Source organism: Brevundimonas sp. EYE_349 (assembly GCF_023147505.1).
Taxonomy (GTDB): domain Bacteria; phylum Pseudomonadota; class Alphaproteobacteria; order Caulobacterales; family Caulobacteraceae; genus Brevundimonas.
The window spans coordinates 145279-157961 of the sequence record NZ_JAHXPB010000007.1 but is presented as its reverse complement, the minus strand read 5'-3'; the positions used below and the strand labels follow the sequence as shown (position 1 = coordinate 157961).

The 12683-nt window shown below is 68.5% G+C and carries 10 protein-coding genes; 4 read left to right on the top strand and 6 right to left on the bottom strand.

What is annotated here, in order from left to right:
- Nucleotides 1-4 precede the first annotated feature (4 nt).
- Nucleotides 5-874, top strand: coding sequence for an isoaspartyl peptidase/L-asparaginase (locus KZX42_RS13710; RefSeq protein WP_248120134.1), 870 nt, complete (start codon nucleotides 5-7; stop codon nucleotides 872-874).
- Nucleotides 875-969: 95 nt separating this feature from the next.
- Complete coding sequence (locus KZX42_RS13705) at nucleotides 970-3843, top strand: pitrilysin family protein (protein WP_248120132.1); 2874 nt, start codon at nucleotides 970-972, stop codon at nucleotides 3841-3843.
- Nucleotides 3844-4330: 487 nt separating this feature from the next.
- Here KZX42_RS13705 and KZX42_RS13700 read toward each other — a convergent pair whose 3' ends face one another.
- From KZX42_RS13700 to KZX42_RS13685, 4 genes are all read right to left on the bottom strand, one after another.
- Nucleotides 4331-5161 carry a serine protease gene (locus KZX42_RS13700; protein ID WP_248120130.1) on the bottom strand — a complete coding sequence of 277 codons (831 nt, stop codon included), beginning with the start codon at nucleotides 5159-5161 and terminating at the stop codon, nucleotides 4331-4333.
- 17 nt (nucleotides 5162-5178) lie between these two features.
- Nucleotides 5179-5619 (bottom strand): DUF350 domain-containing protein, encoded by a 441-nt coding sequence (locus KZX42_RS13695; RefSeq protein ID WP_248120128.1) that lies wholly within the window; start codon nucleotides 5617-5619, stop codon nucleotides 5179-5181.
- Nucleotides 5620-5793: 174 nt separating this feature from the next.
- Nucleotides 5794-7440 (bottom strand): chaperonin GroEL, encoded by a 1647-nt coding sequence (gene groL / locus KZX42_RS13690; protein ID WP_248120126.1) that lies wholly within the window; start codon nucleotides 7438-7440, stop codon nucleotides 5794-5796.
- Nucleotides 7441-7491: 51 nt separating this feature from the next.
- Nucleotides 7492-7779 carry a co-chaperone GroES gene (locus KZX42_RS13685; protein ID WP_122466564.1) on the bottom strand — a complete coding sequence of 96 codons (288 nt, stop codon included), beginning with the start codon at nucleotides 7777-7779 and terminating at the stop codon, nucleotides 7492-7494.
- A 293-nt stretch (nucleotides 7780-8072) separates the two neighbouring features.
- Here KZX42_RS13685 and KZX42_RS13680 point away from each other — a divergent pair, with 293 nt between their 5' ends.
- Nucleotides 8073-8501 (top strand): hypothetical protein, encoded by a 429-nt coding sequence (locus tag KZX42_RS13680; protein WP_248120118.1) that lies wholly within the window; start codon nucleotides 8073-8075, stop codon nucleotides 8499-8501.
- Between the two features lie 53 nt (nucleotides 8502-8554).
- Here the strand turns inward: KZX42_RS13680 and pgi are convergent, their stop codons facing one another.
- A complete protein-coding gene (gene pgi, locus KZX42_RS13675; protein ID WP_248120116.1) occupies nucleotides 8555-10162 on the bottom strand; it encodes a glucose-6-phosphate isomerase in 1608 nt (535 codons plus the stop codon).
- Between the two features lie 99 nt (nucleotides 10163-10261).
- Between pgi and KZX42_RS13670 the strand changes: the two genes are divergently transcribed.
- Nucleotides 10262-10738, top strand: a complete 477-nt coding sequence (locus KZX42_RS13670) for a hypothetical protein (RefSeq protein WP_248120114.1) — start codon at nucleotides 10262-10264, stop codon at nucleotides 10736-10738.
- A gap of 53 nt (nucleotides 10739-10791) precedes the next feature.
- On the opposite strand, the gene recQ is transcribed toward KZX42_RS13670, so the two are convergent.
- Entirely contained in the window at nucleotides 10792-12669 is a 1878-nt protein-coding gene (gene recQ / locus KZX42_RS13665; RefSeq protein WP_248120112.1) for a DNA helicase RecQ, read from the bottom strand.
- Nucleotides 12670-12683 lie beyond the last annotated feature (14 nt).

Below are 12683 nucleotides of genomic sequence, written 5' to 3'. Positions count from 1 at the left end.
CCCCATGACCGCCCTCATCCTCCACGGCGGCGCCGGCGCCCGGCGCGAACGCAACTACGACGCCGAGGTCGTGCATATGCGCGAAGTGGTCGAGGCCATGAAGGTCCGGCTGGACGCGGGCGACAGCGCCCTGGACGTCGCCACGGCCGCCGTGGTCATGCTGGAGGATTCGGGCCTCTATGTCGCCGGCAAGGGCGCCTCGCCCAACCTGGCCGGGGCCTATGAGCTGGACGCCAGCATCATGGACGGATCGACGCGCCGCGCCGGATCGGTCGCCGCGCTTCAGGGCTTCCGCAACCCGGTCGTCGCCGCCCGCGCGGTGATGGACAAGACCCCTCACGTCATGCTGGCGGGCGAAGGGGCGGCCCTGTTCGCCCACGAGCAGGGGCTGGAGATGATCGCCGACGAGGCCGGCTGGTTCACCGGCGCCGGCAAGGGCGAGGACAATCATCCGCCCGGAACCCTCAGCCACGGCACGGTCGGCGCCTGCGTGCTGGACAGCCAGGGCCGTCTCGCCGCCGCCACCTCCACCGCTGGCGTCTTCGGGAAGATGCCGGGCCGCGTGGGCGACACGCCGATCCCCGCCGCCGGAACCTGGGCTGACGACCGGGCCGCCGCCTCCTGCACGGGCCAGGGCGAGTATTTCATCCGCGTCGCCGCCGCCGCCCAGGCGGCCTGGCGCGTCGCCGCCGGCCAGACCCTGGCCGACGCGACCCAGGCCGTGATCGACCAGATCGGCGGCATGGGCGGCGACGGCGGCATGATCGCCCTGGACGCCGCTGGAAACATCGCCGCCCCCTTCAACAGCCAGGGCATGAAGCACGCCTGGCTGACCCCCGCCGGCGAGATCGGCGTGCGGGTCTTCCCCGACTGATCGGGCAGGCTGCTTCATTACATCTCAGTAAGGTGCAAGACGGCCAATCGCTGGTAGGGTCGGCGCGCCCGGCGTTCCGGGCTTCGGAGCCCCCCATGAAATTCCGCCTGACCGCCACGCTCAAAGCCGGGGCCGCCGCCTCGGCCCTCCTTCTCGGCCTCGCAGCCCCCGCCTTGGCCGAGACCGCCCCCGCCCTCGCCCCAGCGACGATGCAGGCGCCGCAGGGCGTGACCGTGCCCCCGCTGGGCTTCACCAAGCGCGTGCTGCCCAATGGGCTAGAGGTCTATACGGCGCGCGACGCCGACACCTCCAACGTGACGGTCCAGGTCTGGTACAAGGTCGGCTCCAAGGACGATCCGGCTGGCCGTTCGGGCTTCGCTCACCTGTTCGAACACCTGATGTTCAAGTCCACCAAGAACCTGCCGCCCGAGACCTTCGACCGGCTGACCGAGGACGTGGGCGGCTCCAACAACGCCTTCACCGCCGACGACACCACCGCCTATTTCGAGACCGTGCCCGCCAACCATCTGGAGCGGATGCTATTCGCCGAGGCCGAGCGCATGGGCTCGCTGGTCGTGGACGAACCAACCTTCGTCGCCGAGCGCGACGTGGTGAAGGAGGAATATCGCCAGCGCATCCTGGCCAATCCCTATGGCCGGCTGTTCGGCCTGTTCGTGCCGGAGACCATCTATCAGGACAGCCCCTATCGCCGTCCCGGCATAGGCTCGATCGAGGAGCTGGAGGCCTCGTCGCTGGACGACGTTCGCCGCTTCCACGCCACCTATTATCGGCCGGACAACGCCTATCTGATCGTGGCGGGCAACTTCGACCAGGCCCAGCTGGACCGCTGGGTCGACCAGTATTTCACCCCGCTGAAGAACCCGACCACGCCGATCCCGGCCAACCATGTGGTCGAGCCCGAGCCAACCGCGCCGCGCAACGTGACCTATTATGCGCCGAACGTGCCGCTGCCGGCCGCCGTCATCGCCTGGCCGACCGTCAAATACGCCGACGCCGACCGCGCGGCCCTGACCGTTCTGGACGGCGTGCTCTCGACCGGCGAATCCAGCCGTCTTTATCGCTCGCTGGTCTATGACAAGCAGATCGCGGCCCAGATCGGCTCCACCCCCGACTTCGCCCAGCAAGCCGGCAATCTGTCGGCCCTGGCGATCATGGCCCAGGGCCACACGGCCGAGGAAGGCGTCGCCGCCCTGAACGAAGAAATCGCCAAGCTGCGGGACGCCCCCGTCACCGCCGAGGAGCTGGCCGAGGCCAAGAACGAGATCGTCGCCAACACCCTGCGCAGCCGCGAAACGGTGGACGACCGCGCCACAGCGCTGGGCTTCTCGCTGATCAACACCGGATCGGCCGAGGCCGCCGACCAGGAGGTGGCCCAGATCCAGGCCGTCACCGCCGCCGACATCCAGCGCGTCGCCCGCAAATATCTGACGCCGCAACGCCAGTCGACGATCACCTTCCTGGCCGCCGACGACAAGAACCCGGCCTCGGTCCAGAAGATGAACGTGGATGCGCCGGTCAAGGTCGCCGACCTGGCCCCCGCCGGCGAGCCCGCCGTCCTGCTGCCCGAGGCCGAGCGCGCCCGCCTGCCCCAGCCGGGACCCGAGGTTGCGCCCACCACCCCGGCCGTGGCCGACTTCCGCCTGTCCAACGGCCTGCGCGTCCTGGTCGCCCCGACCGACGGCCTGCCGCTGGTCTCGGCCCGCCTCGGCTTCAAGGCCGGGTCGTCCGACGACCCGGCGGGCAAGGCCGGGGTCGCCGCCCTGACCGCCTCCCTGCTGACCCAGGGCACCAAGACCAAGACGGCGCCCCAGATCGCCACCCAGATCGAACAGCTGGGCGCGGCTGTCGGCGCCTCGGCCGGCGTGGACTTCTCGAACGTCTACGCCAATGCGCCGTCGAACGCCTTCCCCGCGACCGTCGCCCTTATGGCCGACCTGGTGAAGAACCCCGCCTTCGCCGGCGAAGAGCTGGAGCGCCAGCAGGCCCAGACGCTGGACGGCCTGCGCGTCGCCCTCAGCCAGCCGGCCGCCATCGCCGGCATGACCGTGGGCCGCGTCATCTATGGCGACGCCCCCTATGGGGCGCCGGGATCGGGCACGCCCCAGACGGTGCCGACCATCACGCCCGCCGACGTCGCCGCCTTCCACGCGGCTCGCTATCGCCCGTCGGACGCGACCCTGGTCTTCTCGGGCGACATCACGCCTGACGCCGCCCGCGCCCTGGCCCAGCAGGCGTTCGGCGACTGGCGCCCCAGCGGGGCCGCCCCGGCCGCCGCCGCCGATCCGGCCGGCCAGCCGCTTGCGCCGCGCATCGTCGTGGTGGATCAGCCCGGCGCCGGCCAGGCCGCCGTGGTCGCCGCCGTTCGCGGCGTCGCCCGCACCGATGCGGACTTCTTCCCCCTGACCCTGGGCAACAGCCTGCTGGGCGGCGGCTTCTCGTCGCGGCTGAACCAGGAAATCCGCATCAAGCGCGGCCTGTCCTACGGCGCCTCCTCGTCGCTGGGCGCGCGGGCCGATGCGGGCGTCTTCACCGCCTCGACCCAGACCAAGAACGAGACCGCCGACGAGGTCGCCGACCTGATCCTGGCCGAAATCGCCAAGCTGGGAACCGAGACCCCGACCCCGGCCGACCTGGCCCCGCGCCGCGCCACCCTGATCGGCGGCTTCGGCCGCTCGCTGGAGACGGTGGACGGCCTGGGGACCCTGGTCGCCAACCTGGCCCTCTACGACCTGCCGATGAGCGATCTGGCCGACTACGCCGGCCGGGTTCGCGCCGTCACCCCGGATCAGGTCCAGGCCGCCTTCGCCGAACACCTGCCGGCCAATCGCGCCAGCCTGGTCATCGTCGGCGACGGCTCCAAATTCCTGGACGCCCTGCGGGCCAAACACCCGAACCTGGAAGTCATCGAGGCCGGCGCCCTGAACCTGAACACCGGCGCGTTGAAGTAAGGGGCGCCAGAAGCAAACAGATCTCCCTCCCCCTTTGGGGAGGGTGATCGTAAAACGAACGGGCGGGGGCGGCCCGGCAAGGCCGCACCTTCCCGGTTGCAATACAGGACGGCGAGGCGTCCACCTGCCCTCCCCACCCGACCGCGCTTCACTCGCCCCCTACCCCTGTCGGGGAGGGCGAGGCGCCGTCTATTCGCCAACCATCGCAATCCGCCCCCCGCCGCCTCGCCTTTTCAAAGGCTTGCCCGCCAGCAGCGTCATTCGACCATACCCCGTCCGAAACGGGGTTATGATGGCCCGTGGTCTTTGACATCGCGATGCGCCGACTTGGACTCGTTGGACTGTTTTTTTCCGAGACCGACTTTCCCTTTCAAACGCGACCGAATTGCACGGTGCAATTTCGACCCGGCATTTTAAGCTTTAGTCTCAACGACTAAGGCCGAATTGCACGGCGTTGCACTGTTTTCGCCGAGTGCAATTTCACCATCTATACCGCCAGGCAAACCACCTGGGCCACGCGCAGGTCGCGCCGCAGGGCGTTCGACACCTGACCATAGTCCTCGGTCGTCACCGCCGGTCCGCGCGCCGCCTCCGCCAGGGTCTGTTCGCCCCGGATGGCGCGACCGAAGGTTTCGGGCGCGGTCGTATAGATCCGGCCCCGACGCGGCGCCTCGGCGATGGTCACCCCCACGACGCGCCCTTGGGAATCCAGCGCCGGCGCCCCCGACAGGCCCGACAGCGTCCCCTCCAGTCCATCGGTGCGCCCCACCTCGGCCCAGGCCAGCACCGGCTCCTCGCGCGCGCCGCGCCCGAACACCTTCAGCGTCTCGCGGCCCAGCAGGCGCGACGTCACCTCGCCCGGCCGCCCCTGAGGAAAGCCGGGGTGGAAGGCCCTCTGACCCTTTCTCAGCGGATCGCGCACCGCCACGGGCAGGGCCGCCGGTCCCCCGTCGGTGATCAGCAACGCCACGTCCGCGCGCGGCGCCAGGCGCACATCCGCCGCCACCGCCCGCCCCGGCCCGACCACCAGCGCCGGCTTGCGACAGCCCTCGACCACATGGCGCGCGGTTATCCAGCGTCCGCGCCCGGCGATGGAGAAGGCGGTGCCGGACGACGGCTGGAACGGCGTCTCGCCCGCCTCGATGGTCACGGCCGTGTCGAACGGCGTGATCGGCCCCAGAAGCGGTCCCTCCTCGACGTCCGTCGCCGCGGGCGCGGGCGGGGCATCGGCGTTCTCGCGCCGGCCCAGCGACACGGCCAGGAAGACGGCCGCCACCGCCCCGTAGATGGCCCAGTCCGGCAGGCGCGGAAACTGCATGATCGTCGGCCGGCCGATCAGCCGGTCAGGGCGGCGGACAGGATCACCGCCGTCGCCAGCTTGGCGCCCAGCAGCACCACCGCCGCCGAAATCTCTCCGTGCCGGATCCGTTCGGGCAGGCCGGTCAGCAACAGGTCCACGACCCGGAAAGCCAGAAGCTGCAGCACCACCGTCGCCACGCCCCAGATGGCGATGTCGCGCACCGAGGTCGACACCGCCAGCGACACCGCCAGCGGCACGGCCAGGCCCACCAATATGCCCGCAAAGGCGATGGCCGCCGCCGTATTGCCCTGACGGATCAGCGCCACCTCCTTCCACGGCGTCAGCATCGCATAGACCGACGCCCCCGCCGCCAGCAGCAGCAGGGTCACGATCAGGTGCACCACCATGACCGGAAAGCCCGAGGCGAAGGCCTGCACCTCGGCGCTAGACAGGACGTTCGACAGGGACGGATCCATATCCAGACGCCTTGCCCGATTGCCGCCCCAATCCGCAAGCGCGGCCGGGACACACTGGGTGACAATATGTATCCAATGGTTGTGTCCCTCCCATTCACAGAGAGGGGCGCAAACAGAAAAGGGCGGAGCCTTGCGGCCCCGCCCTTCTGCAGTTCAGCAGTGGTCAGCTCGGACTTAGAAGTCCATGCCGCCCATGCCGCCCATGCCGCCCATGTCGGGAGCCGCAGCGCCGCCCGACTTCTTGGGGGCGTCGGCGACAGCGGCTTCCGTCGTGATCAGAATGCCGGCGACCGAAGCGGCGTCTTGCAGAGCCGTGCGGACAACCTTGGCCGGGTCGATGACGCCCATCTGCACCAGGTCGCCGTATTCTTCGGTCTGGGCGTTGAAGCCGAACGACGCCTGATCGTTCTCCAGCACCTTGCCGACGACGATCGAACCTTCGACGCCCGCGTTTTCCGAGATCTGACGGATCGGAGCCTGCAGGGCGCGACGGATGATGGCGATGCCGGCGTTCTGGTCGGCGTTGTCGCCCTTGACCTCGGCCAGGATCTTCGACGCCTTCAGCAGCGCGATGCCGCCGCCGGGAACGATGCCTTCGTCAGCCGCGGCGCGCGTGGCGTTCAGGGCGTCGTCGACGCGATCCTTCTTTTCCTTGACTTCGACTTCGGTCGAACCGCCGACGCGCAGAACCGCGACGCCGCCGGCCAGCTTGGCCAGACGTTCCTGCAGCTTTTCCTTGTCGTAGTCGGACGTGGTGTCTTCGATCTGGCGCTTGATCTGGGCCACGCGGGCTTCGATCTCTTCCTTGCCGCCAACGCCTTCGACGATGGTGGTGTCTTCCTTGGTGATCGAGACCTTCTTGGCCTTGCCGAGCATGTCGAGCGTGACGCTCTCCAGCTTGATGCCCAGGTCTTCCGAGATGACCTGGCCGCCCGTCAGGATGGCGATGTCTTCCAGCATGGCCTTGCGGCGGTCGCCGAAGCCCGGAGCCTTGACGGCGGCGACGCGCAGGCCGCCGCGCAGCTTGTTGACGACCAGGGTCGCCAGGGCTTCGCCTTCGATGTCCTCGGCGATGATCAGCAGCGGACGGCCCGACTGCACCACGGCTTCAAGGATCGGCAGCATGGCCTGCAGCGAGGTCAGCTTCTTCTCGAACAGCAGGATGAGCGGCTCTTCGAGTTGAACCTCCATCTTGTCGGCGTTGGTGATGAAGTAGGGCGACAGGTAGCCGCGGTCGAACTGCATGCCTTCGACGACGTCGACGGTGGTGTCGGCGGTCTTGGCTTCTTCGACGGTGATGACGCCTTCGTTGCCGACCTTGGCCATGGCCTGGGCGATCAGCTCGCCGATTTCGCTATCGCCGTTGGCCGAGATGGTGCCGACTTGCGCGATTTCCGAGTTGTTCGAGACCGGCTTGGACTTGTCCTTGATCTCTTGCAGGACCAGGCCGACAGCCTTGTCGATGCCGCGCTTCAGGTCCATCGGGTTCATGCCGGCGGCGACGGCCTTCAGGCCCTCTTGCACGATGGCTTGAGCCAGAACGGTTGCGGTGGTGGTGCCGTCGCCCGCCTTGTCGTTCGTCTTCGAGGCGACTTCGCGGATCATCTGGGCGCCCATGTTCTCGAAGGCGTCTTCCAGCTCGATCTCTTTGGCGACCGACACGCCGTCCTTGGTCGAGCGCGGGGCGCCGAAGGACTTCTGGATCACGACGTTGCGGCCCTTGGGACCCAGGGTCACCTTGACGGCGTTAGCCAGGACGTTGACGCCCTTGAGCATCTTGTCGCGGGCGTCGGTGTTGAACTGTACGATTTTAGCGGCCATGCGGGCTGCTCCTATCTAGATTTTATTGAAGAAGGTCGTCGACGCGGGTGCTTAGGACAGCACGCCCAGAACGTCGGATTCCTTCATGATGATCAGGTCTTCGCCGTCGATCTTCACTTCCGTGCCCGACCACTTGCCGAACAGGATGCGGTCGCCGGCCTTCAGCTCAAGAGCATTGACCACGCCCTTGTCGTCGCGGGCGCCGGGGCCGACGGAGACGACTTCGCCTTCCTGCGGCTTTTCCTTGGCGGTGTCGGGGATGATGATCCCACCCTTGGTCTTGGATTCTTCTTCAACGCGCTTGACCAGCACGCGGTCGCCGAGCGGACGGAACGCCATCGGACTTCTCCCTTAAAACCCCCGGATCGGGGCGTTCTGAAACGGTTTGCGGCGCTCTCGCCATCGCCGTTTTGGCAGCCGACCAGCGAGAGTGCTAACGCGAGCGGGAGTTAGGCAGAGGTGGTGCGACCGTCAAGCGGTGCCGCCCGTTCGTCGCGCGAATTGTCTGTGACAAATGAACCGAAAATGAATGCCGACCTACAGGGTCGTTCAATTTGGGAGCGGTACAAACCATCCAACGCTGGATGCCTTCCCGCCCCGGAACGCAGATCGGCAAGCGAAAGGAGACCAAAATGTCCAAGCTGCTGAAGATCACCGCCGTCGTCGCCGCCCCGGTCGTGGCCATGACCCTGATGGCGGCTCCCGCCTCGGCCCAGTCGCGGGATCGCGACAACACCGGCCGCAACGCCCTGATCGGCGCGGCGGTGGGCGGCCTGGCCGGCGCCATCTACGGCAACGGCGACGGCAACTATATCGCGGGCGGCGCACTGGCTGGCGCGGCGGTGGGGGCTGTGGCCTCGAACCGAGGCTCCAGCTGCGAATACTATCGCGGCGGCCAGTGCTACCGGAACCAGGGTCACTGGGAGCGTGAACACGGCATCGACCGCAACCGCTCGGGCTATGACTACCGCTACGACGGCCGCCGCTACGACTCGCGTTACGACCGTCGCGATTATCGTCGGGACGACCGCCGCGACTATCGCTACGACCGTCGCTGGTAAGCGATCGTCAAATCGAGCTGAAGGCCCGACCGCCCGGTCGGGCCTTTTTCGCATCAGCCCATCAAACGCGTCATCAAGGCCGCCGTGGACGGGTCCAGATCGGCGGACGGACCGCCCGCATCAACGTCCTTCAAGATGGCCTTGGCCAGCACCTTGCCCAGTTCGACGCCCCACTGGTCGAAGCTGTTGATGTCCCAGATCACGCCCTCGACGAAGGTCTTGTGCTCATAGAGGGCCAGCAGGGCGCCCAGCGTATCGGGCGTCAGCCGGTCCATGACGATGGCCGTCGAGGGGCGGTTTCCGGTGAAGGTGCGGTGGGGCGCCAGGCGCGCGGCCTCCTCCTCCGACAAGCCCTGGGCCAGCCCTTCGGCCCTGGCCGCCTCGGTCGTCTTGCCCAGCATCAGGGCCTGCCCTTGCGCCAGGGCGTTGGACCAGAGCGGCGATTCCGGCGCGTCCTCATGGGTGCGGGCTACGATCACGAACTCGGCCGGCACGACGTCCGGCCCCTGATGGATCTGCTGGAAGAAGGCGTGCTGACCGTTGGTGCCGGGTTCGCCGAACACCACCGGGCAGGTCTGGCGCGTGACGGGGCTTCCGTCCCGGTGCACCCGCTTGCCGTTCGATTCCATCTCCAGCTGTTGCAGGAAGGACGGCAGGCGGCGAAGCGCATGGGCATAGGGCGCGACCGTGCGCGCCGGGCGGTTCAACCCATCGACGTTGAACACCTGGGCCAGGGCCAGGAGGATCGGCGCGTTCCGCTCCGGCGGCGCCTTGACGAAATGATCGTCCATCTCGGCGGCGCCGGCCAGCATCTGTTCGAACACGTCCCAGCCCAGGGCGATGGCGCACGACAGGCTGACCGCCGACCACAGCGAATAGCGCCCTCCGACCCAGTCGCGGAAGGCGAAGGTGCGGCCGCAGCCGAAGGCCGCCGCCCGATCCGGCGCCGCCGTCACCCCGATGAAGTGTTTCGTCATGCCTTCAGAAGGCAGGGAAGCGGCCAGCCAGGTCTTGGCCGCCTCGGCGTTGGCCAGGGTCTCTTGCGTCGTGAAGGTCTTGGACACCACCACGACCAGGGTCGTCTCGGGGTCCAGGCCGGTCAGGGCCTCGGCCATGTCGCGCGGGTCGATATTGGCCACGAACCGCAGGTCGATGGCCGGGTCCAGCGGACGCAGCGCATCCCATACCACGCGCGGCCCCAGGTCCGATCCGCCGATGCCGACATGGACGATGGCCTCGAACCTTCTTCCCGTCGCGCCCCCCTCGGCGCCCGACCGCACAGCCTCGGCATAGGCCCTCATGTCCGCCCGCACCGCATCCACCTCGGCCGAGACCGGCTCGCCCAGGGCCTTGAAGCCGGCGCCGGGCGCGGCGCGCAACGCCGGGTGAAGCACGGCCCGCCCCTCGGTCAGGTTGACGGCCTCTCCGGCGAACAGGGCCGCGCGCCGCCCCTCGACGTCGCTGGCGCGCGCCAGGTCCAGACAGGCTTCGAACGCCGCGCGGGTCCAGCTCTGCTTGGACAGATCGACATAAAGCCCCGCCGCCTCGACCGACATCCGCCCCAACCGGTCGGGATCGGCGGCGAACTGATCCACGATCCGCGCAGAGGCGGCCTCGGCGGCGGCTTGGTCGAAGGCGGTCCAGGCGGCGTCGCGGGTCATCGTCGTCTCCATCGGGAATGACAGGGTAAACACTCGTTTACGGCTGGGGCGTATTCAGGTTCAACGTCCCAGCGGACGCTGAAACAGGAAGTCACCTCAATGTCCTGCGGCCTTGCTCTCACGATCGCCCTGGCGATGTCCAATCCTGCCGTCGCCCTGGCCGCCGAACAGCCGGCGGCGGTTCCCGGCGCGCCGATCTCTGTGGCGGGCGAGCCGCTGTTCGCCGACATCATCTCGCGCTCGACCAGCCTGAAGGCCGTGGTGGACGGCTGGGCCGCCGCCAAGTCCGCCGACGACGCCGCCTTCTTCACCAGCCAGGCCTTCACCGGCTTCAAAGCGCAAACGGACCAACTGGCTGCGCTGGATATGCAGGGCCACCTGATCCTCAAGGAGCGCGGCACCGACGGCGACCTGAAATGCATCCTGCGCGGCATTTCCGAGGACATGCCCCGCAAGGTTCTGGCGGTGCAGGCCGCCGCCACCCCGGCGGACCGCGCGGTCGCCCTGTCGGAACTATCCTATCTGCTGAACGACAACGTCGAAGTCATCACCGCCCCGCCGAAACCGGCCGTCTGACCCGACCACGACAGTCGTGATTCCGCCCACGGAACGACGACGAGAGACTGTCGCTACAGAGCGTTCAGCGCCTGCAGCACGCCCTTGCCGTAGCGGTCCAGTTTCGACTGGCCGACGCCGGAAATGGCGCCCAGACTGTTCAGGTCGCCCGGCTCTGCATAAGCGATCTCCAGCAGGGTCTTGTCCTGGAAGATGACATAGGGCGGGACATGCTGCTCCGAGGCGCGGTCGCGGCGCCAGGCGCGCAGGGCCTCGAACCGGGCGCGCACGTCGGCGTCCATCGTCTCCAGCGCCGCATTGCGCCCCTCGCCGGAACGGTCGCGACGGCGCGGCGCCGTATCGGCTCTCAACGGCGCGCGACGCACCTCGATCTGACGTTCGCCCCGATAGACGGCGCGCACCGCCTCGGGATCGCCCAGCCCGACCAGAGGCTTGCCATCATTGGGATCCTCGGCCAGCAGACCTTCGAACAGCAGATGGTCGACGATCTCGCGCCATGAGGTCAGGGAGATGTCGCGCCCGATGCCCCAGGTGGACAGCTGCTGCTCCCAGGGCTGCACGTCCTTGGTGCGGGCGGTCAGGTGATCGACCACCCGGTTGCGCCCGAACCGACCGCCCAGCCGCTGCACCGCCGCCAGGGCCTTCTGGGCCGGGACGGTCGCGTCATAAAGCTGGGGCGGGTCGCCGCAGATGTCGCAGACGCCGCAGGGCTGGGCGTCATGCTCGCCGAAGTATCGCCGCACGGCCTGGGCCCGACAGACGGCGCCGTCCAGCATGGCGAACAGCTGGCGGGTCTTGCGCACCTGAACCTGTTTGACCTCTTCCGCCATCGGGCGGCTGTCCAGCCGACGCAGCGACCAGGCGATGTCGGACGGGCCATACAGGGTGATGCCCTCGGCCGGTTCGCCGTCGCGCCCGCCCCGCCCGATCTCCTGCCAATAGGCCTCCAGCGAACCGGGCGGATCGGCGTGGATGACGAAGCGGACGTCGGCCTTGTCCACCCCCATGCCGAAGGCGATGGTGGCGACCATAACGGCGCCCTCCTCGGCTAAAAACCGCTCCAGCCGCCTGTCGCGTTCGCGCGTTTCCATGCCGGCGTGATAGGCGATGGCCTTGGTTCCGGCGTCACGCAGCGCCTGGGCCACGCGGTCGCAGCCGTCGCGGCTGCCGCAATAGACCACGCCCGACTTGCCGCGCCGCTCGCGTACAAGTTCGATGACCCGCGCATCGGTCTTGGCGCGCGACGCGCTCTCCTTGCGTTCGGCCGAAAGCTGCAGGTTCGGACGCGCGAAACTGTCGACGAAGACCTGCGCCTCCTCCAGCCGCAGCGAGCGAAGGATGTCGTCGCGGGTGCGGGCGTCGGCGGTCGCCGTCACCGCGATGCGGGGCGTGTTCGGGAACCGCTCGGCCAGCAGGCCCAGATTGCGATAGTCGGGGCGGAAGTCGTGGCCCCACTGAGACACGCAGTGGGCTTCGTCGATGGCGATCAGGCTCAGCGGCAGTTCGGCCAGGCGATCCATCATGGCCCCCGCCGCCAGACCTTCCGGCGAGACGTACAGCAGGTCCAGTTCACCGGACCGCGCGGCCGCCCAAATGGCCGAACGCTCGTCCAGCGACACCCCCGAATCCAGCCGGGCCGCCGCCACGCCCTGCTGTTTCAGCGCCTCGACCTGATCGGTCATCAGGGCGATCAGGGGCGAGACCACCAGCCCCAGGCCGGGCCGCAGTATGGCGGGGATCTGATAACAGACGCTCTTTCCGCCGCCGGTCGGCAGGACGGCCAGCACATCGCCGCCGGACAGGATCTGTTCGACCACCTGACCCTGCAGCCCCCGGAAATCGGCGTGACCCCAGACGCGCGACAGCAGGGCCCGCGCGTCGTTCAGGTCAGGCGTCTGCATCGGGAAGAATTGGGGCTGCGTGGCCGGCATCCTTAAGCTGTGCA